The 22,545-nt window shown below is 42.0% G+C and carries 23 protein-coding genes; 1 reads left to right on the top strand and 22 read right to left on the bottom strand.

Annotated features, from left to right (window positions below; genetic code table 11):
- Together R7P80_RS29310 and R7P80_RS29305 are read right to left on the bottom strand one after the other, a co-directional pair.
- On the bottom strand, window positions 1-251 hold a 251-nt coding region (locus R7P80_RS29310; RefSeq protein WP_206937396.1), incomplete at its 3' end, for a transposase.
- Window positions 252-260: 9 nt separating this feature from the next.
- On the bottom strand, window positions 261-605 hold the full coding sequence (locus R7P80_RS29305; RefSeq protein WP_318096850.1) for a hypothetical protein: 345 nt from the start codon (window positions 603-605) through the stop codon (window positions 261-263).
- Between the two features lie 211 nt (window positions 606-816).
- On the opposite strand from R7P80_RS29305, the gene R7P80_RS29300 reads away from it, so the two are divergent.
- Window positions 817-1,407 carry a hypothetical protein gene (locus R7P80_RS29300; protein ID WP_025625042.1) on the top strand — a complete coding sequence of 197 codons (591 nt, stop codon included), beginning with the start codon at window positions 817-819 and terminating at the stop codon, window positions 1,405-1,407.
- On the opposite strand, the gene R7P80_RS29295 is transcribed toward R7P80_RS29300, so the two are convergent.
- The 20 genes from R7P80_RS29295 to R7P80_RS29200 all read right to left on the bottom strand — a co-directional run bounded on the left by R7P80_RS29295 (window position 1,394) and on the right by R7P80_RS29200 (window position 22,317).
- Complete coding sequence (locus R7P80_RS29295) at window positions 1,394-2,032, bottom strand: DUF2726 domain-containing protein (protein WP_025625043.1); 639 nt, start codon at window positions 2,030-2,032, stop codon at window positions 1,394-1,396. The two genes, R7P80_RS29300 and R7P80_RS29295, sit on opposite strands and share 14 nt — an antisense overlap.
- A gap of 58 nt (window positions 2,033-2,090) precedes the next feature.
- Window positions 2,091-3,008: a hypothetical protein gene (locus R7P80_RS29290; protein ID WP_140134596.1), complete on the bottom strand. Its 918-nt coding sequence runs from the start codon at window positions 3,006-3,008 to the stop codon at window positions 2,091-2,093.
- A 278-nt stretch (window positions 3,009-3,286) separates the two neighbouring features.
- Window positions 3,287-8,737: a conjugal transfer protein TraN gene (gene traN, locus R7P80_RS29285; RefSeq protein WP_225492296.1), complete on the bottom strand. Its 5,451-nt coding sequence runs from the start codon at window positions 8,735-8,737 to the stop codon at window positions 3,287-3,289.
- Between the two features lie 35 nt (window positions 8,738-8,772).
- Entirely contained in the window at window positions 8,773-9,444 is a 672-nt protein-coding gene (locus R7P80_RS29280) for a hypothetical protein (RefSeq protein WP_025624955.1), read from the bottom strand.
- A 144-nt stretch (window positions 9,445-9,588) separates the two neighbouring features.
- On the bottom strand, window positions 9,589-10,035 hold the full coding sequence (locus R7P80_RS29275) for a lytic transglycosylase domain-containing protein (RefSeq protein WP_025624954.1): 447 nt from the start codon (window positions 10,033-10,035) through the stop codon (window positions 9,589-9,591).
- Window positions 10,036-10,050: 15 nt separating this feature from the next.
- A complete protein-coding gene (locus tag R7P80_RS29270; protein ID WP_225492294.1) occupies window positions 10,051-11,085 on the bottom strand; it encodes a TraU family protein in 1,035 nt (344 codons plus the stop codon).
- A gap of 10 nt (window positions 11,086-11,095) precedes the next feature.
- Complete coding sequence (locus tag R7P80_RS29265) at window positions 11,096-12,247, bottom strand: TrbC family F-type conjugative pilus assembly protein (protein ID WP_025624951.1); 1,152 nt, start codon at window positions 12,245-12,247, stop codon at window positions 11,096-11,098.
- Window positions 12,241-12,792, bottom strand: coding sequence for a S26 family signal peptidase (locus tag R7P80_RS29260; RefSeq protein WP_180766959.1), 552 nt, complete (start codon window positions 12,790-12,792; stop codon window positions 12,241-12,243). The genes R7P80_RS29265 and R7P80_RS29260 overlap by 7 nt, the downstream gene beginning before the upstream one ends.
- Window positions 12,785-15,367 carry a type IV secretion system protein TraC gene (traC, locus tag R7P80_RS29255; RefSeq protein ID WP_140134604.1) on the bottom strand — a complete coding sequence of 861 codons (2,583 nt, stop codon included), beginning with the start codon at window positions 15,365-15,367 and terminating at the stop codon, window positions 12,785-12,787. Before traC ends, R7P80_RS29260 begins: the two co-directional genes overlap by 8 nt.
- A gap of 11 nt (window positions 15,368-15,378) precedes the next feature.
- Window positions 15,379-16,098: a hypothetical protein gene (locus R7P80_RS29250; protein WP_140134606.1), complete on the bottom strand. Its 720-nt coding sequence runs from the start codon at window positions 16,096-16,098 to the stop codon at window positions 15,379-15,381.
- A 16-nt stretch (window positions 16,099-16,114) separates the two neighbouring features.
- Window positions 16,115-16,447 carry a TraA family conjugative transfer protein gene (gene traA, locus R7P80_RS29245; RefSeq protein ID WP_212733967.1) on the bottom strand — a complete coding sequence of 111 codons (333 nt, stop codon included), beginning with the start codon at window positions 16,445-16,447 and terminating at the stop codon, window positions 16,115-16,117.
- A 25-nt stretch (window positions 16,448-16,472) separates the two neighbouring features.
- On the bottom strand, window positions 16,473-17,078 hold the full coding sequence (gene traV / locus R7P80_RS29240) for a type IV conjugative transfer system lipoprotein TraV (protein ID WP_140134608.1): 606 nt from the start codon (window positions 17,076-17,078) through the stop codon (window positions 16,473-16,475).
- On the bottom strand, window positions 17,075-18,388 hold the full coding sequence (locus tag R7P80_RS29235) for a TrbI/VirB10 family protein (protein ID WP_140301936.1): 1,314 nt from the start codon (window positions 18,386-18,388) through the stop codon (window positions 17,075-17,077). The genes traV and R7P80_RS29235 overlap by 4 nt, the downstream gene beginning before the upstream one ends.
- The gene (locus R7P80_RS29230) at window positions 18,385-19,197 is read right to left on the bottom strand and encodes a type-F conjugative transfer system secretin TraK (RefSeq protein ID WP_225492292.1); all 813 of its coding nucleotides are present in this window, start codon (window positions 19,195-19,197) and stop codon (window positions 18,385-18,387) included. Before R7P80_RS29230 ends, R7P80_RS29235 begins: the two co-directional genes overlap by 4 nt.
- On the bottom strand, window positions 19,194-19,796 hold the full coding sequence (locus R7P80_RS29225) for a TraE/TraK family type IV conjugative transfer system protein (protein ID WP_140134614.1): 603 nt from the start codon (window positions 19,794-19,796) through the stop codon (window positions 19,194-19,196). The genes R7P80_RS29230 and R7P80_RS29225 overlap by 4 nt, the downstream gene beginning before the upstream one ends.
- Window positions 19,797-19,817: 21 nt before the next feature.
- Complete coding sequence (locus R7P80_RS29220) at window positions 19,818-20,117, bottom strand: type IV conjugative transfer system protein TraL (RefSeq protein WP_025624840.1); 300 nt, start codon at window positions 20,115-20,117, stop codon at window positions 19,818-19,820.
- Window positions 20,118-20,350: 233 nt separating this feature from the next.
- A complete protein-coding gene (locus R7P80_RS29215) occupies window positions 20,351-20,809 on the bottom strand; it encodes a hypothetical protein (protein ID WP_140301938.1) in 459 nt (152 codons plus the stop codon).
- An 11-nt stretch (window positions 20,810-20,820) separates the two neighbouring features.
- Complete coding sequence (locus tag R7P80_RS29210; RefSeq protein WP_225492290.1) at window positions 20,821-21,204, bottom strand: hypothetical protein; 384 nt, start codon at window positions 21,202-21,204, stop codon at window positions 20,821-20,823.
- 13 nt (window positions 21,205-21,217) lie between these two features.
- Window positions 21,218-21,562, bottom strand: coding sequence for a hypothetical protein (locus R7P80_RS29205; RefSeq protein ID WP_225492289.1), 345 nt, complete (start codon window positions 21,560-21,562; stop codon window positions 21,218-21,220).
- Between the two features lie 230 nt (window positions 21,563-21,792).
- On the bottom strand, window positions 21,793-22,317 hold the full coding sequence (locus R7P80_RS29200) for a hypothetical protein (protein ID WP_225492287.1): 525 nt from the start codon (window positions 22,315-22,317) through the stop codon (window positions 21,793-21,795).
- Window positions 22,318-22,545 lie beyond the last annotated feature (228 nt).

Here is a 22,545-nt window from a genome sequence, read left to right as displayed (position 1 = left end):
CGTTCAAATACGCCAGCATCCCGCCACTCCTGAAATCGGCGATGAGCAGAGCTTGACGAGCATATACCGGTGGCATTTAGCGCATTCCACTGGCAACCCGTCCTGAGTACGAAGAAAATGGCGTTCATTGCAGCGCGATTATCAACCCGCTTGCGGTGCGTACCCAGCGGGTGTTGAGTTCTATGTTCCGGGATGAGAGGAGCCATTTTCTCCCAGAGTTCATCACTGATTTGCCACTTATTACCTGCCATACGTTGCCCTCATAAATTATCATTATGTATTATCTGACAATTCCTTTTGGGATAGGTTCTAAGCCTACCATTTGAAATAACGAATTTAACATTCAACGTTGAGTTTTTATCTATCAATTGTAGGTTTTGATATACAATATCTCCTGATAATATTTGGCTGGCTTTATATTTAACTCCTTTCAAACCAATCTTTTCTACCACCTCAAAGTAATCATCTCTATTTATATATTTGGAAACGCTCTTATATGTTCCATTAAAATATGAAATAAGCAATTCCCTGTTAACTCCTACCTCGTTTACATTACCAATTACCACCTTTTTCTCAAACATGTTTATTGCATCAAGATAGAACACCGATCCTATGCCTAAGATGCTTGTAAAGATAATACAGAGAAATGATTTCCTGAATATTTTATTTGTGTTCTCGATAGTGCTATCATGCTCGACCCAATAATCATGAACGATGCCAGCAATTTTATTGCTTAAATTGTTCTCTTTCTTTTCTATCACGGTAGTTTATAACTCTGAAGTAGCATTAGCCGTTTAAATAACATTGAGTATACGCATGGATATTGTCATCATTGAAGATCAGCCTATCATAGCAGAAGCGATTTGCCGAGACTTTCAAAAAACGTCTAACGGTACTCTTACCATTACAACGTTAACTACCCTGGAAGAACTAAAGCAGTTTGATTTTAATGGCTGTCAATTCATCATCAGTGATCTGTATTTAGGTACGTCCATTCACGAAACAATGCATGAGCTTTATAAGCTACGAACACTACACCCAAACGTCTCCATTTCTGTTTTTACCCAATCAACAGACATCCCTAATCTGGAAGCGTTCCTAGCACTTATCAAGGCTAATCACCTGTTTGATAAGCGTTTCATCAGTGACATTTCCCATATTGTTTTGCATGAAGAACCTCAACAGTTTCACGCGAACAAAACGGAGCTAGCCAAAGCTGAAGCGTTCCTGAAAATTGATGGTAATGCCCAATCGATCTTGGAAGAACTAGCTAAGCATGAGCCTCTGACCAGCATTGCAATTGAAAGCAACAAAAGTAAGTCAGCTATCTCACAAGTCATCAAGCGAGTAGAAAACCAAATTGGCTCTAAACGCCACTTTCTGCAATTGTTCTTTAAACAGTTTTAATAGGCTCGGTGCTATAATTACAAACCTCACACAGATAATAGTGCTTCCCTTTTTGCAATCCCTTTAAATCGATCTGTTGATACTTCTCAGATGAGCATTGGGGACACTTGCCACTATTATTTTGTGAGGTAGTTTCGTTCTCATACTTAGCAACACTTTCCAATATTCCATCTATATCTTTTTTATATGATCTCGATGCTTTAACGCGAATCAATTTAATCTGAGCACTTTTAAAAACCGAGTCCTTAACCCTATCTCTTTTCTTCGCTGCTGCTGAATTATGACTCCTGTCATCTAGTTCAATGACGCATAAAATCTCACTTGTTTGTTGATCGAGAAGTACGAAATCAACATGCTTTTTCGCAATGGCATTGAACCCACCAATGTCCTTGTTATTCGTTGGTAAGCAAATATCTGCTAAACGAACTTTACACGCAACATAAACCCCATTTGGCAATCGACGTAATAGCTGCTTGAAGAAGTTCTGTTCACACTTTGTGTTTAAATTCTTAATCGGTTTATATCCACCCCGCTTCTTTCCTCCCTTTGAGCCAATCAATACGCTTAGCACAATGAATAGAGCAATTGCTAACCAAGCATTGGAATTATTCAGTAAGTTTTCCATTGTTCCTCCGTAAAAAAGCCCCTACGATGAGGGGCTATAGATTTCTCAATTACTTTTATTAAGGTTTGATAAACTGGTATTGCTCACCTTGAGTGAAGATTGAGGGAACAATAATTGAATTGTCAAAGTAGGTTTTACTATTCCAAGATGTGTTCGGAAAGCTTGGGACGTAAATATAGAACCCATCCGGTAGTTGAGCTGAATACTCTTTGTAGAACTCCACGGTGTTTACTGGACTCACTTCTACTGAGTAAACGAATGGCATTGGCGGGTTTACGATAACCTTATTCCAGTTAACACCCGAATCCTCAATAATACCGTAGGTTAACTGAACCTCATTGCTGCCATCTATTGATGTTGCGGCTTCAGCTATAGAGTCGCCTTTTAGCTCACTTTCTTTTCGGTTAACTAGGCTAAAGGGAATCGACTTACCTGACTTTTCAACCCAAAATGCATCATAAGCACTTTCAGGCTTTGGTGATATTTGCTTCACCTGACCATATCGTGAAAGTACCTTGTTTGCTGCTTGTTCCATGCTGGTAACTATGAACTTTTCAGCCTCTACATTACTAGCATATTTGCTCTTAGGCAGCTCTACAAACAGCCTAATTTGATTACTTGGCGCGTGACCTGATTGTGCAAGGTTTGCTACCGCGCCTCCTGCCACGCTGATTACTCCGGTCAAGTCACCAGTTACAATACTTAGCAAGCCCGTACCTACCGACACATTACCGCCGCGATACTCGCGCAAACTGGTTTCTGTTGCATCTATTTCTGATGTTGAAAAGTCCTTCAATGGACTCGCTATAGTCGAGCCATGCCAGTAGTCCTTTAAAAGACTTGTCTGTTTAGCTATGTTGTACGCTTCGCTCTGAGCGTTGTCATATGGCAAATGTGTATAGTCCTGCTTAGGTGCACTCACACACGCTGTAAGAGAAACTGCACTGACCAATATTGCTAACGTTTTTAAAGACATAATTCCCTGCACCACTAATAATTTAATTACTCTTATTCTACTATCTAAGCTTGCTTTCCTAACTCCTTTTAATCACTTTCCCATCACAGAAAATGACATACTTTATTTTGTTTCTATTTACTGCCTCTTGCACCAAGTGTTCGCCCAAAACCCCTAAACTCTCTAGCCTAAACTGACAATATATTGTTCTGTTCGCACAGATATCAGACTTAAAGTAGTCTTCTAGGGTTCCTGCACAACTTGCGAACGCGACACTGTTATTACTCATTACTCACCTATCAATTCTGTTGCTCGTTCCATGCATCTTCATAAGCATCTCTGCGAACTTCATCCACATCAATGTCGTCAAATCTATCCGTGTTTTTCTCTAATACATTCTGGCGCTCTGTCTCAGTGGTGTCACCATAGTTAAGTAGCGAACCACTACCGGTTAAACGCTCAATATCAATAACATCGTTTTGGATAAAGTTATCCGTTTCAATGAGTATTCCTACCCATTCATCTAGATTCACTTGATCCCAATCTACGTTGCCAATGTCTTCTATGCTTAATCCCGAACAGTTTGGATTCTTTGCACTGCCCCAGGACAAACCCATTTGAGGTTGCTGATATATTTGCTCCATCAAAATACGGGAAAGCGGGGAGTCATAGGCACAGTATGATTTTCTCTTTTCAATACACGCTCCTAAAACTTCGGTCTTACAGTACGAACCAAGATAATGGGCTGAAAGTAGCTCCACTTTCATAGCCAAATCGAGTTCTTCTTCTTCACAGGCGAAAACGATGTTTACGAGCAAATTGAAGACTACATATGCTAAATAAGCGTAATAGCAATACATAAGAGCCTGTCCCGCAGCAGCCATTTGTGGTGATGCTCCAAGTACTGCATTACCGGCAGCATCGGTCCCTGCCTGTTGAAAGAACATCCCCGCGACTTCAGGACCAAATGCTTCGGTCAAGAATGCGTTCGTATAGGTCATCATAGATTGAGCCATTGCATTCACTGCACCTTCACCAACAGCTTCTGTACCTTGTTGAGCAACCACATCAGCACCAGACGTAAATGTGCTCTGTACTGCATCAAAAGCTGTACTAGCGGCTTCGCTAGTCCAATTTGAAGCGATATCCCAAACTCCCGTATAGCCGTCTAAGCCAAACACCTGCCCTGTGAGGGAGTCCATACTCATCATGTGTCTTGTCAAAGTGATGTAATCACCAAGCGAAACGGTGACTGGCGATTCACAACAGTCCTGCATGCCACCAACCGCTTGCTTGCATTCCATTGCCTCACCTTTAAACAGTTCACATTGAACATTCGTTGTGCCTTGACCATCAGACGGTGCGCTACTAGACATCATCCCTAATAGCTGGCTTTGACCTTGAGCAAACATCGCCTTTTGGTAGTCAAATGTTTGAGCTGCATATTCGAACTTCTCACCAATGTATGCATTCATAGTATCTTGAGTGACACTATCTTCCGGCTCTGCAACTTCTTCTGCATAAGCTGTCGGCATAAGTGCCGAAGCAAGATGAGAGAAAGGAGCCACGGCATACGCTATTAAAGCCTGAGCCTCATTAGGATTGTTGGCGTCAATGTCGGCGTTCAACTCCAACTTGGTTCGAACTTTTGCTAACGGGCTAAGAGAACCCGACATACAACGGTTTTCGTCGTCACTCCATACAGGAAAACTACTTGGACATGATTGCTCTGCCTCAATATCTAAGCGACATGTATTTGTTGGCGCATAGTAACTAGTCCCTTCGGTGTCACAACTTAATCGCGGTTGAGAGCTTGTTTTCAACTCACACTGACCTGTAATTGTGCTATATGCATATCCATCAGGACAATTAGGGGCAGATGAAATCTCTTTGTAGCAAAGCCCATCATAATATTCGTACCCAGTTTGGCACTGAGGCTCACTTTCAACAATTTTCTTACACTTATTCGACACTGGATCATAACTGTATCCACTTGTACAAATAGGAGCCGTATCGATCTCTTTTTCACACTTATTAGTAGATAAGTTGAAGCTATACCCTGTCTCACAAATTGGGTTACTGTTTACTGTTTTTTCACACTGATTAGTTTGAGTGTTATATCCATAGCCGCTTTGACATAGCGGTGAAGATGTTTGGTGTTTTGTACAAAGCTGTAAATCGTCGTTGTATTGATATCCTGATTGACAGAACGGTGTTGATTCAACGGTCTTCTTACACTTATTCGACACTGGATCATAGCTGTACCCACTTGAGCAAATAGGAGCCATATCGATCTCTTTTTCACACTGATTCGTTGACAGGTTAAAGCCATATCCAGTGTCACAGGTAGGGCTACTGTTTACTGTCTTTTCACACTGATTAGTTTGAGTGTTATATCCGTACCCACTTTGACACAATGGACTTGATACAGTGGTTTTTTCACACATTCCTGATGTGGAGTTATAGCTATATCCGCTTGAACAACTAACGGGCTGTGCACTATAAAACTCACAAACATCCCCCTGCAAACTGTAACCATCTGGACAGGTAGCGATAGCCTCCGTTTCTTTGGATTGTAGTGAGCAGATCTCATAACGTATATTCGAATGACCTGAACCTCCTGCTTTTTGCTCACCTAGACTGTATTCCGTCCCATCATCTCCGATAATGCCATCACCAGTTAAATCAGCAGATTCAGAGTTGACTAAACTTCCATCCCAATACCCATGCATAGCAACAGGAATACCAAACGTAGGGTGCAAGGCGATATGAACAAAGTTGTTATCGTCATACCTACATTCTGTGTATTCATCTATACATACGTTTGTTGATCCAAAAACGCCACCGTTAGCACATGAATACTCAGGCGATGTAGTTAACACTCTCTCACATTGCCCATTATTCAAAGCATATCCGCTTGGGCAGTTAGGAGCTGATGTTGCTGTGCCTTTACATTGATCATTAACTAATGTGGAACCAGATGGGCATGTAGCGTTGCTTGCTAAAGTTACACTACACACACCATTTTCAAGTGTTTGACCTGATGGACACTCAGCTTGCTCAACAAGCAATCCATTACAACGATCATTTTCTAAAGATGAACCGCTAGGACACGTTGCATTGCTAGTTAAAGTTTGGCTACACATTCCGGCTTTTGAATCAAAGCTTTGCCCTGTTTTGCAACTTGGATCAGTTGTTAAAGTAATAGAACAGATATCATCTTCTAGCGTGTAACCCGATGGACACCCTGCTGGCTGAGATAAAGTCACGGTACACACACCATTTTTAAGCGCCTGTCCCGATGGACACTCAGCTTGCTCAACAAGCAACCCATTACATCGATCATTTTCTAAAGATGAGCCGCTAGGACACGTTGCGTTGTTCACTAATGTTTGGCTGCACACTTCTTGACTTGAGATAAATGACTGACCAGAAGGGCATTGAACATCATCAGTTAATGTTGCCGTACAAATATCATTTTCCAAGTTCATCGGATCGTCACAGGTAGCAACGTCATACAACAAACCGTCACAAACACCGGTTTCGGGATTGTAGTATTCATGAGACTTGTCGCAGTTATACGTTACCGGAGTCTCAAGGCGGCAAACATCGTCTTCGGAACTCCACATATCCGAACCCTGAACTAGCACAAATCCATCAGGGCAGGTCACGATAGGAGGTACTTCACAATACCCCGTATTCTCATTCAACTCATGCTCATCTGACGGACAAGTATTTGGCGTAGGTTCACTAACGGTATTAGTACACACCTCATAGAACGTATCAGTACCCACATTCTTACGAGCTTCGCCACAAGTGTAGGCAGTGCCGTTTTTTATGAGAGTTGTACAAGTCAGAACGCTAGGTTCGTTTGCAACAACAGTGTTATTCATAAGCACTTGAATACCGTCACGACGACTTACCGCATAAAAATCGTTGTCGGAATACTCACAAGCTGTTTGCTTCAGACATTTGTTTGTAGTCTTATCGTACACGGCTCCGGTAGGACAAGTTGGAACTGGTTCATACCTATCCGGTGGATTTGTTGGATCGAATGGTCGCTCCGGTATACCCTCGCAAGTCATATCCGCTTGGGCATACCTAAGCATCTCAAGGTAGGCGTTAACTTCGCCAAAATCATTATTGGCTAAATCTCTTTCAGGGTTATAACAGGACTCTCCGATACATTGTATTTGTCCATCACAGCGTAAGACTTCTTCTTCGTGAGCGGTTCCCGTAGAGGCATCAAAACCACAGTCATAGGTATCTAACTGTACATAGCACTCACCGCTAGCACCTTCAGCTCCTTCCACGCACTCTGTCTTTATGTAGCTACATGTTTCGTCATTCTCGTATTTAGCGCACTGGTTGTTATCGACAGTATCATTGTCGAAGCACGTTTTTACACCTTCAGTGTTTGTTGTACATATTTCCCCTTCGTTGAAAGCACAGTTACTCTGAATATCAACACGCTGACAAAATGGACTAATACCTAATCCCGCCAGTGGGTTATCTCCAAAGTTCTCTTCACACACTTTGACGCCATTGATCACACCACAACCATTTTCATCGACAGTGGTTGGCATATTGGCACACGTAAAGGAAGCCTCACAAAACCTATCATCGGCTTGCTGCTTTATTTGGTAGGCTTTATCTATCAAATCTTGGTCTGACCAAGTTTCTTCATACACCAAGTCTTCGACATCATAATTAATGGTTATCTTGGCATAGCCCTCCCCACTACCACTCACTGAAGTGCGATTTTTGAATTCAACAATGGTATTTTCAGGAACGTTACGAAAAGAATTGACCACATTGATATTCGGATTTTTAACCCAACTCGTGCTAAGCTCACAACTTCCGGCCGTTTCAGGCGGGAATTGGTCAGGATATGGTGCATTGTAGACTTTGCTGCTATTTAAATAGATTTGGAACCAGTCATCGAATTTCGCGTAGTCGATAATTGCCGATTGAATAGCTGACGGTTGAATAACTTCAACAGCCATACTTTCTTCAAAAATCTTACAACTCCCCTTCCAGTAGTTGTTCCCAATTGTTCCTAACCATAGAGTAGTGCAGCCATCACCACAGGAACTTATATTGGTTGCTCCTGAACTGTGCTTGATAACACCGACTTTGTACTCATGAAAAACGCTATAGCTCTCTTCGATAGCTGGAAGCTTTTCACAGGTTTTGTACACAGGAACGTGGTAAGAATCACCGCTATACACCAATTCTTTATCAATAGTGCAATTAGCAAAGTCTTGAGCAATTTCTTCTAAGTTATTGAACACATCGTCTGTAGCTGCCCAAATAGGATCATTAGCTAAGTCTGGTTTTTGGTTTGAGATTGATTTCTTTAGAATGTGGTAAGCGCGTTCGCCAGATGTTTCAGCCGTGGCTAGAGTTTTTTCCTCATACTTTTTTTGTGCTGCTTGTCCCTGCATGATGGTCTGAGCATCAGACCCATACACATCTACCCCTGCTGGTAGGTAGTCGTTATCACGTTGCCCCGTTATTTGCTTCTGGCTCATGTACACTTGCCCATCGACCAGAAGATTCCCTTCAGCATCATAGGTAGGGTTTGCTCGTTGATTGAGCATAGATTGAGCAAATGAGTTCGCATTAACTACCGCCTGATCAAACTCCTGCTGAGCATATGCCATGCGTAGCGGCAATAGAGTGGTTGTAATCATCACCACATAGCTAATTAGTTGCCCTACAAACCCATCAAACCTATCTCTTAACATCAAGCAAACCCTATTCTTTCGTCTATTTATGTTGCTTAGGCGGTATGAGCAACAGGCTCATCTTCACCGTCTTCAGTCTTTTCCATCTCCGCTGATTGCACAGCTTTTGTGGTATCCAAGACTTCTTTTGCGATCTCATGGGTAACGCCAATCTTCTCAACAGATTCAATGACCTCTTTTTCTTTACCCGCAGATTTGGCTAAACGCATCGCGGTTTGAGATGCATTGATCACATAGCGAGAAACGTTACGCATATGACTCTGAAGTGCCTTTTGTCGGTCTTTACGTTCACTTGAAGGAATGTGTCCGTTTAACCATGCCTGTTCAATCAAGCTAGTTAAAATGTCGAACTTTTTGATGAGCTGAATGTACTGACCGCACAGTGGCGAGAAGATTAGGTATTCTTCAGAAAACTCTTGTGTCCAAACGATATCGACCATCCCACTGTCTTCAACAATGTTGTTGTAGTGGTTAATCTTCTTGTTGAAGAACTTCATTTTTTCATCGAACAAATCAGCTACTTTTTGGTTAGCAGCTTCGCTAGTCGCTTCATCGCTGATGTAAAACAGGATCACATCAAGTGCATAGATAGCACTCAGCGTTTTATTCATGTACGTTTCAACAGCATTGATAGCTGATTCTGATTTCACACTTAGCATCTTCTTTATTGCAGGGCGTGAATACGCGCGTTTTTCGTTAGTAGCCATATCTATTTCTCCGTTGATTGACTTGAATTATTTTCTATTTGGAGCTGCTTCATTCCGTCAATGATCGTGAATGGCTGACCACACTTAATTGTTGAGGTGCACCCAACCAAGCTGACCAATATCATCGCGTTTAAAAGCCACACTTTACTCATGTGTCATTTTCTCCAAGTTCTGTTTAACCAGGGCAATGTACTCTTGCCTTGCTGCTTCCTTCTCAGGTGTGTTCTCCCAACCTGCGTTGTAAGCTCCCACCGCTTTCCATCCATCCGATGTAATTTCAAAGTTTCCGGCTAATATCCACGCCGAAACCAGCGTGTTTTCGCATGGATCATTCAGCAAGCTTTCTCTCGTGATCCCGTATTTTTTTAGTTTGGGAAACCACCACGAATTGATTTGACATAGACCGTAATCGACAGTCCCGTTAGAGTTTTTTCCATTGATGGCATTGGCTCTCATGCTCGATTCTGTAAAGCAAACCGCTTTTAGCAAAGGAACGCTTACATCAAAGCGCCTACCCGCTTCATCAAAGCAGAAAGACCACGCTGAAAAAGAAATCGTGCAACAAGCAACCAAAGCACTTCTAAGTAACATTGTTCGCACCTCACATTAGTAGTAGGTGGTGCAGCAATCGTTGTATCGCCACAGCATGTAAATCGCATCTTCTTGGGATGGTATGTTTCGCCATTCTCCCCACTGCAATGATGGTTCGCCTATCTCGTGCGCCTCGTTCCTTTCGGCTACGGGATACATCATGTTCATTTTGTATTGTGATTTTGGAATAGTTGGAAAAAGGGGAGCATCACACAGGGCATCATCACCAGTGGTTTTTCTCGCTAGTAGTCTTCGGTGTAGAGCTGCAACTGAGCGCGTTGCTAACAAGCTTGTTTTTGTGGCAATAGAACTTTTAGTCGATACAAAGCCAGAAAGCGGATAGATACCACCCCATGCCCCTGCGCACCAAAACAGCTCATCCATTGACTTACCAACAGCAGCAGCAGCCCCATCAGCAAGACATGACGCTAACGCGATAGGATTACCAAACAGCGCAGCTTCAGGATTAGAAAATGCCGCCAATTCAGCATCATTCCATGTTGGATCGAGTTCGCTAACATAAAGTAAATCCATAGACATGAACCCATCACCACAACGGTTAGCGACAACCATTTCAAGCATTAATAGCAAGGGGTAAGCAAAGTAGTGATAGTGCCAAAAAGCGTTCTGAGCGCCTTGACCACCCTCTTGCTCATTTTGTCCAGTAGATCCCCTCATGCGTCCATTAGTCATACCCATTTCAGCACCACCTAATGACATCATGCAGTCGGGTTCACGTACCAGCTCAATGAGCCTAGCCGGTTCATACATTGATTGTGTAAATCCTGGTACTGCTATCCCCAAGTCATCTTCACATGCACAGAATGCTTTTTTTGTAGCGTCACTAGGCGCACCATTTCCACTTGGGCTAAGGTTGACTCCTGCTAATCGGATTGGATACATGGCATTCCACGGAACGTCAGTAAACATAGACCCATCTAATACCCCACCATCACGACATTCACCGAGTTGTGCTACATCGTCTGCTAGTGTCATTTCACTAAACGTGATTGCTCCTAGAGCAACAGCTAACGCTACTTTCTTGAGCATGTAAAAAGTCTCAGTCTTCCATTTTGGTTTCACTGATAACAAAGACTTTTCTTTGATGATCAGCAGTTACGATGCTTGGTACGACTTGCAAATCAAACGCTGTGACTAGCTCTGGTTTTAGCTGATACACAGATGCATTGAGTTGTCTTTCTACCGACTTAACAGCATCCCATTTAAGGCTTCTATCAAAACGTGTTGCGATAAATTTGGTTCGTAGCGGTGATTCCGGTAATGACTGAACAAATTCCATTTGCTTACGGTCAGTTGGATCGAACACGACTAGTCGTTGAGTAAATGGGAGGGTATTCAGGCGATTAATTCTCTCTCCTGCGAACGCAATAACATCACCGTTCGGAGTGACAATATCTTCACGGACAACTACTTCCGGCACAAAGCTGCGTACTAGTGTTTCAGTAGCGTTCGGTAATGCAGTAAACGCTACGTTATCCCAAAACCTATCCTTTGCATCAGCAATCAACGCTTCCTTATCGAGCAACGCTGCACGTTCTTTTAGAACCTCAGTTAGATCTCTTTCAGATATCTTAACCATGCTCCCAAAATTTCCTAAATCACCTCGTTTTCCCTTTTCAAACTCAGTTTTTAGGTAGTTAGGGTTAACCAACCCAGCAGCAGAGAGAACAACCGAGTCCCCTTTGTACATAAGGATTTGAGGTGCATATTCAGCGTTAATATTTTGGAATGGTCGCGGATCTAGATTCACGTTAGGAACTTCAGGGAGGTCTTTAATAAGCCCAATAATTCGCTTACCAACATCGGTAATTGTCTTTTCTGTTGGCAAGATACCTCTTACAACAAAAGACACATCGTTGCGGTGAGACAACGATTTGAATAAGTGTTTAAGCTCACGTTTGCCCATAGCATCACTAACTAAAATCACATAGTGGATATCGGTTTGAGGCTCAACACCATCTTGATGTTCGGTTGCCACTTTAGTTGAAAAGGTTGCCGAGTGTATTGCTTCATTTTTGCGCAGCAATTTGTTCATGTACTCATCACCCAAAGCGTTCTGTCCTTGGGTTAATGCAGTTTGTTTGGACTGAACAATGCTATCAGGCATGCTCGAATATTCGGCACTGCTATCAGCGAATGCGGTGCCGGAAAACAAAATAAGGCTCAAGAGTGTTTGCTTAGCAACTACCATAACGGAATCGCCTCACCAACGATTTCATTGATATCTGCCGTTCCCCAATAGCGGGAGTCAAAACTACGCTCAGCCGGTGCAGTGAAAAACACTTCGTTATCTTTAAGGTGGTAGCTCTTATATAGAGCTTCCTGATCCACGCCAAGCTTATCTATCAATGGGTAGTCATCAGTAATGCGCTCATTATTAATGAAAACTCCTTTCGCATTCTGAATGACCTCATCACCTGGCAACCCTACTGCATATTTCGTTATAAGCATGTTGTCCTGATAGAACGGTGTCATACCCTTTGCTTTAAACGTATAGATTTTTCCATGCTCAATTTGACCGTAGTTTCTCTTTAGTAAATACACGGAAAACTCAGGGATACATCTCTCACTAGCGTCCTTGCCATCAACCACCAACAAATAGTGCTTAGTTAGTGTTGTAACTGCTAGGTGGAACGTAAAAATCATAGCAATTGCAACCCAAACCATTTTTATCGGGAAATTCAATGGATGAGCACGTTTAGTCTCTGTTCCTGTCATCACACCCTCACTACTCATTGACCACCCCATCATCTTCTACCAAGTGAAGCGTTGGTTTACTCTTACTCGGCATCTCAAGGACTTGTGCATCCATCATGGAAATAGTTTGAGTCACAGGCTCATCTAGAAATTCAGGGCGTTCTACAGGAAAGCGGATCATCTGCCTATCCTGTGCGACCTGCTTCATGGCTTGTGATAGTGGAACGTTATTTTTGGTGTACGATTCAATCGCTTGGTTATCTTGCGCTCGTGTTGAGTACATCATGATACGAACCGGATCTACAATAAGCCTTCCGATACCCATGCCAGCATTGGTATTGAAGAAAATTTCTGAGTAATGCCCAATTTCAGTAGTTACCTTCTTCAACAACTGATAACCAGCCGGTGGCAATGCCATCAAATCGTCTTTTTTAGCATTAGCAATGGTTGAATCTTTTTGCTTCAGGATAAAGGTGTTTGCAGCGTTCTCGGCAATCGCTTTACCTGATGATGATTTTTGCAAGTCCATAATTGACTGTGTAACGACAATGCCGCACCCACCATACTTACGGAAGCGTCGAAAACCTTTTTCAACGAATGCTTCAACAGCTTTCGAGTTACCAAGCAAGTCCCAAGCTTCGTCAATGATAACCAAACGTTTTACGTCACGGTTTTCTTTGAACTCGTGGTACATCGAGTGCGAGATTTGAACCATCAATAGGAAAAGAACTACCGCTTGAAGGCGAGGACGCTCACTCAAACCATCCAATTCGAGCACGTTGAAGTTCCCATTGAACTCTACGTTGTGTGGTTTATCGAAATACTTACCAAACTGCCCATCAGAACAAAACGCACTTAGCTGTTTGCCCATGTCACGAACACGAATATCCTCGTCTTCTAAGCATTTAGCGCGAATATCGTCAATCTTGGCTGACTGACGTTTCTCATTCCAAACCTGAGTTAAGATTCGCTCCATTTCGGAAGACTGTAGATCGGTCGGAGACTCTTTCGTGAATGCCATAGCAATCAAACAACCAGACAGCATTTCCAAAGAATCGAGAAATGCTTCAGGATCGGAGTCATCGATCATTGTGAAAGGGTTAAGGCTTAGGTCTGAGCCAGAGTCAAATGCAGTAAAACTCCCTCCAAGGCTACTTGAAAGTTTCTTGTAGGATTCACCTGCATCAATCGTCCAAACCTTATTACCTGTATTGAGGTAGGAGCGAATAATTTCGTTAGTTAGAAATGACTTACCAGCTCCCGACTCTGCAAAAATCACACAGTTAAAGTTGGTTTTTGAATCATAGAGGTCAATATTCATCAACTGCCCTGTTCGACTCACAAACTGTAACATTGGGGTTCCAGTACCTTTCCACTCAGCAAAGAGAGGAAGTATCGGTAGTGCATGGTTAGAAGCCATCGTGAAGTAGCGACGAGAGTGTGCTACAGCATGGTTACAAGCCCCGAACGGCATCAATTGGATGAATGACGGTACAGAGAATGAATCCTCTGACACCATCGTTACCCCTGATTGCTTCATGTAAGACTGTAAACCAGTGATACCGGCTTCAGCATCTTCTTCAGTTCGACCAAAGACAGCAGCCGAAAGCGTCACTTTGATCGCTTTACCCTTGTCCTGTAAAGATAATGAAAGTTCTTCTAAGTCAGCTTTCATATCCTTGATTTTCGGGGCAAAGTTAGTCAGTGAACTGAACGACTGTTTGATGTAATGACTTTTCTTAGTCTCTACTTGTCCTTTCTCTTTTGCATGGTCAGCGTAATGAATATTCACGGTGATCATGAAATTCTGGTTTACACAGCCTTGTCCATCGAATGGATCACCAAACCACTTAAATGCTTGACCGGTATAAGCTTTACGGGGAAAACGACGAACCGTGAGCATTTTCACAAATGTTGGGTTCTTTTTAGTACCAAGTACAACCCCATCCTGTGTTTTGAACACGCCAGTATTATATTGAACAAACTGTTCATTAAGCGTACTAAACTCATCAACAGGTAGTTGTTGCGTAGTTCGCCACTCAGCGTCTTCCTGCCAGTTCATGACCGTATTCATAATATTGACCAGCATTACGCTGTTCATTCGTCGTGGTGCAAGCTGCGCTTTAATCAAACGCTGTTCCATCGTTCTCTGAATGGACTGAATCTCCTGAATTTCTTCGGGATTCACATCCAATGACTCTACAGGCAGTTTGAATGTCACAAGAAGCTGGAAATTACGGACTTTCGTATTCTGAACAACCTCTGCCGAATCGCGTGTAGCTGACCATAGATAGCCTAACGCATTGTCATGAACCTCTCGATGCAAAACCTCTCGGCAAGAACTTCTCAGATAGTCAGAGCCTTTCAGGAACTCCCTAACATCAGGGCTAGCCCACAAAGAAAAGCTAAGCAAAGATTTAGTAGGGTACGGATCTTGAGATAGTAACAATTCGATTGTTGATAGCATTTGTGTGTCCCAACCACTAGTTGGCTGACAAACGAAGCTGAACGCCAGCATGTTGTCATCGCACAAAAACAGGTCAGTATCAGCATCAAACGCTAGAGGTCGAAATAAACGACTTGCTTCATTCTCATTAAACTTATAATCAAACATCGTTTATCTCCCTATTTAGTATTCTTTCGTAACCAGCCCAATAACTCGGTAGGCATTCCCACATGGAAAACGTCATTGGGGGCAATAAGCGTTGGTGACTCTTTGATATGTAGAAACTGTGTTAAGCCAAAGCTATTCATTACTTGCACTTCCCTACATTTGCGTTTGCCATAAGCAAACTGCTTATCAACAACCTTTTCTATTACTTGGTCAGTTGAAAGGGTTTGTGTCTCACATGCAAAAGAGAAGAACGGCTTAATGTTCGATTGGGACATTGCGGTAAATATGTAACGAATCTGGTAGTCAGCCGCATACTTGTTTAACAAGTACATTTCGTTGGCTGAATGCTCCAAAAATGGATCAAGAAAAACCGTCAGTACCTCCGATTTTTCTGGATTCACTCTTATGTCTACAACATCGGTTGTGTTTACATTAATGATTTGAATTGGGATCTTCTTTGCGGCGTCATGTAGCTGTGATTTGCTGTTAATCTCAGTGTTTTGCCACATATCATATAGCTGCCCTTTGATAACCCATCGAGGGTTATCGGTTAGTACTACGGACTCACTACCACCAAAGACAACAACAGATTTTGCATTGGGTAGTTTTTCGGCTTTACTCGCCTGAGTTAAGGATGCTTTTAGCTGTTCTTGAGCACCGTTGGTAGCTAAGGCAGGGGATGCAATCAAAGTTAAACAAAGAGTTGCAGGAATTAGTTTAGTGAATTTCATTACATCCCCCTAAATATTAAAGTACTGCTGAGAACATGCTGTTAATGATGTCTGGTGTGTAGTTCATACCTAGAGCAGCACCAACACCAACAGCAAATGCCATTAGACTTTGACGCATAATACCGATGACGATACCGACAATAACGAATGCGATAGACACACCTTTACCTAGAGAACCTTCTAGCCAATCAGTCATTTGATTCACCCATGAATCAAATGTTGTGTCCGTACCCGCAGATGCGAACGCACTGAATACCACTGCCAGAACAACTAATGACAAAGCGAACTTCATCTTCATCAAGTTATTTTCTGTAGCCGTAAAACTTACGTTGTTGTTAGTTGCGATCATTTTTTTCTCCGTGTGGTTTAAATGATTAGTTGTTATCAAAAGTTGTTTGTAGTTTTGCTTTCTCGGTTTTTGGTACTCGATATTCCTTCACACTTCGCTGTTCTGATTTGGAAGGGTTTACCAAGGACTTTGTCACCGGTGGAGCAATTCTCGTTTTTAAATTGGGATTGACAGTGCCAAGCTCCCAACTGCGTTGTTCGATATCGGTGTACACCATCGAAGACAAATGAAGGTCATCATTTGTATCGACAAAAGGTGCAACCCAAACACGTAAGACTTTCACATCTTTTCGCAGTACATCCCCATCGAAACTGAATGATTGAGGTACGTAATTAAATTTTGCCCCATAGGTGGAAATTTCCGAAATCCCTGAAGCAACTTTTTTATTTTTTTGTTTATTTTCAATATCTTTAAGCTCATCAAGTGTAATTTGTCTTGGTTCACCATCTTCGATATAAGTCAGAGTGTCATTCGTTACTAACGTGCCATCAGTCGCCTTATAGATAGTTCTAGATGAACCACAAAGAGCGTTTTCATCGCCAGCAGAACAATTAAATTCACTCTGACCAACTGCACAGCCACCCAATAACGCCGCAGATAGCAGCACACCAATAGCTTTAACTAAATTCATAACCCAGTCCCATTTGTCACAATCATGTCCACTACTCGACCCGCACCGACTTCAATAACCGGATGCATCGCATCGGCTAGTTCCATGTAGTAGTCAGCGAGTCTATTCATTGCGTCTGACGCACCTTTTGCCGCACCACCTTGTAATGCATCGGTACTAAAGACATCTTGATACTGTGTTTGCCCATTCGACGTTGTGGACAAAACAGGGACAGGGTTCACATCAAACATGCTGGATAAACCGGCAGCAAATCCTGCCATCATCGAGTTGGCAAGAATCTTTGAATTACGAGTAACTAACGTCCCTTTCAGACCATTTTTGCCATCTTCGCCAACAGCAAAGCTCCTGAAGTCAGCCTCGATAACTTCCCCATTAACTTTCACACAAGTAATTGACTCGCCACGCAACATGGCACGTTCTGAACTCAAGTCACCATAGCCAGCCATTAGAGCAAAGCATTCGTTTACCTCATCAAGCACAGCAAAGTTAGGTAAGATGGCTTCCTTCTTTATGCGAACCAAAACAGGAATAGGCTCATCGGCAGCTTTAGCACTAGTCGGAGCATCAAGACCTGTAATCAAAACGCCAGTGAGAATAGAACCTCTCGGCAAATAAATTTCAGGCTCGGAGTCATCTTTCTCAGGGGTAGTGTCCTCGACAATCGTAAATAGTCCTTCTGATCTAGTGTCTGTCTCAGCTACATGTCTAGGTGAAACCACTACATTGCGATCTCCCTGGTAACTTGATGACTCCCCGAAGCTCGGCTCCTGTCTACCACCATATGAAAATGAAGTACTCGATACCTTTCGCCTTTCAGGGTTCACTTGTAAATCTGGATGCTTGATCTCACCACTTCCCTGTTCTCTTACTGCATCAAGTTCATTGGAATAAGTTAATTGCTTATCTTTAAAAGCAGCTTGTTCTTGACGCAATTTTTCGAGTTGATCATTTAGCTGAGCTATTGTTCGTTGTGCGTTGCGAACATCATTGTTCAACCTCTTTGTGTCTTGAACCTTGTTTTCTAAGGATTCATTTTTCTTGTTGAGAATTTCCACTTCCTTTTCATAGTCATCCATCTTTCGTTTCTGCTGCACCAACTTATCGTTGATAGCTTCGATACCGAACTCTCTAGAATTGCGATCAGTGATGATGTTTTCTACTTCTGGTTTAGCTCTCGGTCTAGACCTCTCAGGTTCTAGGATGGTCATGATCGCTACCGCTGCAACAAAGACACCTACTACAGCTAGGACAACGTAGACACGACCTTGCTGTGATGGAGAGAAGTATTTGTTCATGAACTTGAGCTTCATTGTGAACCTCCCAATAGAGACTGGCGTTTTCGCTCGGCTTTAGCTGGAACTTTCACTCGATGATACATAACCAAAACTTCAGACTTTTGTTTTGGCATTAGCTGATACGTTGGATAAGCAACTACCGCTACGACACCTTCTTCATAACAGAGGTTTTCTTTGAACTTTACGGGACGCGACGACTTATTTACGACTGTACCAATCGACACAACATAATCACCACCAGAGACAAACTGACCATTATAAAAATCAAAGCTCAACTCTAACTGCTGACACTTCGGCAGATAGCTAGCGTTTACATTTTCAACTTGATAACCGGCAGGTAGATTTCCGGTAGCAATACCAGACATGATCGACACAATGGATTCAGTGCGAGGCGACGAACGCTCAAACCTTCGAGCAATCTCAGATCCTCCTTTGATTCCACCTTTCAACACAACTTCTTGTGGTGGCACAGGCATTGGCTTAAACACAACATCAATCGCTGCTGACTCATCACCCGATTCAGTTATAAATCCCCCGATATTGGTGTTGAGCTTCGTTGCCAAGTACACGACATTTCCTCGAACGCTATGCGTTATTCCTTCACTCTTATCAATCTTCAGCGAAGGTTTCTTAAATGGTGTGACTATACGGTTAGGATGACGATTCGAAATAACATACAAACCTTGCTCTTTATTTTCTGAGCTTGTCGCTTGCTGCGCCGCTGTACTGTTCGAATTGAACTTAGCCATATCCGTTGCACTTGCCAGAGATGATGCTCCACAAACTGCCAAGAGTAAGGACACTTTTTTAATCGGGGTCATCATTTATCTGCCTCCAACTTCTTACGGTTTTTTTGCTTCCATTCACTGTCATGTGGAACGTCGTCGTACACATCTATGTAATCAAAAGTAGGTGTGTAATTCTGGACATCGAAAATGAACTCATAGGTACGAACATACTTATCCGCCTTTCCTGTCATCCCCTGCATTGAACCTTTACCGGTAACAAAGGTTTTACCGTCCTCAACAAACGCACGTTCCGCTGAAAACTTCATGGTCACTTCTTCTTCAACTAGGCTAGCTATTTGGTAAGCGATAAGGTCATTAACCTTGTGATAGATTTCAGGAGAAGCGAAAGGTGCCACGGCTGACTCTACGTATGAAGCTGAAGCCGGTGTAATGTTTCCTAACATTCCTGCCAAGTAGAAACCTAAGCGTCGATGATTCGCTTCATTCATTGAACTAGACGAAATCTCTGACTCCTGACACGACTCATTTAAGTTGTTTATAACAACGGTATCTTTCTGGAAGTTCCCCCAAAGTGACACGCCGAGCATGACTACTAACCCCGCATTGGCGTAGCTTATTGCCGCACTCTGACCTCTCATTTCAGAAAAGCTTTTTTTCAAATTTTGGAAATTCATGGTTTATCCCTAAGTCGTTTGCTACGAATGCCACTCATCTACTAACGGAGGCTGCATAGAACTACGCTGTTCTACCTTCTCAAATGCAAACCCCATTTCACGGAAACGATGAATGAAGTAGCCCCTCGGCTTACCATCTCGAATCCTGATATAAGTGACCTTGGCAAAATAACCTGCCAGCAGCCCAAGCATGGGAGAGTTAATAATGATGCCCACGACTAGCCCAATAGCTACTGTTGCAATTTCATCGTACTGCCAGATTAGAAAATGGACGGGTTCATCAACTAGATCCGGCATTGAGATAGGTTTTTCATCCGACATTTAAACGCCTCGTATTTATTGCCTTTCTCATATGTTAATGATGCTTTTAAATTTCCAAAATCGACGGAGAAAGAAAGACTTCACAGTGGGCGCAATTATCTAAGGGGTAAAAAAAAGCGACAACTTAACAAAGTTAAGCTATCGCTCTATCTAAATGAATTGATTGTACGTTTTATGTATTTGGTAGATTTTAAGGTTTGGTTAAAAGAGCATAAAGGCATGAACAACTTTTTCTATGAGTGTTCATCGAAAAGGTCTAAGTCATATGCGATTTGTATAAACAAGTCCGACAAAGTGTAATCACCTTTTTCATGCTTCCAGCTAGGATCACTTAAAGTATCTATGCCTTGTGATATTCCATCTGAGATATCAGAGAAAGAGTCGCTTGCTAGCTCAAAAACCGCCTTCAGTTCCTGTCTTGAAGGAGTATATTCCAGATTGTGTGCTAACTTATTTCTCATCTTATTGATTGCATTCATTGTGGTTTGCTGTGGTTTCGTAAATATACCTACTTCGAAACACAGCCCAACAAGACCAGAGAACTTTAGCTTATCTGCGTAATTACCTAACCCTTGGTCATACTTAGCTACTGCTTTTTTCATTAATGACTCAAGCACCAAATGACCGACAACAAAGCCTGAAAGAAAGTCCGAATTTTCAATCGTATGAAATAAATAGTCATCTAACTTCAACGAACTTTCCTCTATTCAGTATCAACAACCGAAATTGGAATGCCATTGATAACATCTCCAACTTTCCACCCCGTTTTATCTAGGATTTCTTGCAGTGTACCTTCTGGAACTTCAAACCAATAACAATAAGTCATTTCGTCATGACTACCGGTATCTGCATTAAGTTCAACGTCCATTTCATCCCATTCTTCATCAGTAATCCCCAGATGTTGAGAAAGACGACTTTCTGGTTTTTTTACAAGCGATTCTTTAAAAAATCCTGTAGTACGCTCTTCTCGAACCGTTTCGTTGCAATAAGGACAATCAATAGGCTCACGACAAGCCCCACAAATCCCACCGCCTCCAACTTCGGTTACTGTAAAAAGAGCACCACAGAAAGGACATTTTTCTGCCATGAATTAACCCCACCTAATAGTTAGCTGCCAATTCTTTCACTACCTGAGTTTGACTCGCTATCTCTTTCTTAACGCTTGAAACGCTCTCTAATAAAGCCTGAGCCCTTGCGTCCCTACCCTGCTCTATACGCTCATCGTTACCTAAATAGTTTGCAGAATGCTCAAGAGCTTTGTCATATTCACGCTCACGCTCCTGCAACTCATTAATTAGCTCTGTCAACCTTTGATTGGCTTCATTAAGCTTAATAGCCTTATTACTCATGTCGCTGAACAACAAAGATTGAAACTTTTCTGTTACGCGGGGCAGATTGCTACGTGACACTATAGCAAAGAACTGACAATAAAGATCAAAACTCAATTTCACTCAATAGGCCAACTCAAAGCAAGAAGTAACAATAAAGTTCGAAACTTTTCGACGCTTTTTGTCATAGTTTGTCTTTTGCTGTAGCAAGCTTTTGCCCCTTTCCTGCTTAGAGTCGTTACTCTTTATCAAACAAAAATGAATATATTGACCAACAATTTCTAATGTTGGATGCTTATGCAAAGTCAGTTTCATTGTAATGTCAAACGTTGTATAAGAGTCAGAATCTAAGCTGTAGGATTAAACATGCCATCAATAGCTGATTTCATTCTCTCGATTTCATCAAGTAGAAAGTTTGATTTATATGAATTTCTCATCTCATCAATTACTACTGGTATTACATTTTTATTTGCATTACTAAATAGATCATTACCTTCTGAAGCTTTTGCTAACGAATGTCGAGCCATCATAAATAGTGATTGGATATGAGATTCGTGGACACGAGGCAAAACTAGATAGCATATCCTTTCACACTCATCTTTTGTTAAGTCTCTTTTCATTATCATTGCACCATGAGCCATGATGTAGGCTAGCGTATTGTGATTAATCGCGAAAGCCGAATCTAATTTTTCAATAATTTCTAGTTGTGATTTAAGATCGTTCTTTAGTATAGATGCTGATGTATCTATAGTAGGGTCAGAAGAATTAATTTTTTTCTTGTTAATTATATCTTGATTAAGATAGCTTGAAATTCTTTTATCCTGAATCTTACTTGAATTCCTTCCCAGTTTTTCGAATAGCCAACTTATCATATACTAACCTCTTTATCAGTTTATAAAAATATCATTTTAAGCATCACTTAAGGAAAAGCAAAATCAGGCTTTGTTCCTCTCTACGTCTTTTTCTTGCTTGTCCTTGAATTCACAAGTATGACTACAGTAACCATTTCTTGTACCTCTAGGGGGCTTTGTTGCTTAATTCGATGAGAAGACATGGTAGCCCCATGTTGTTCAGTTCTTAAACAACATACTGAGTTTCAG

This window comes from Vibrio sp. 2092, assembly GCF_033339635.1.
Classification (GTDB): Bacteria; Pseudomonadota; Gammaproteobacteria; order Enterobacterales; family Vibrionaceae; genus Vibrio; species Vibrio alginolyticus.
This window is presented reverse-complemented; position numbering and strand designations above follow the sequence as displayed.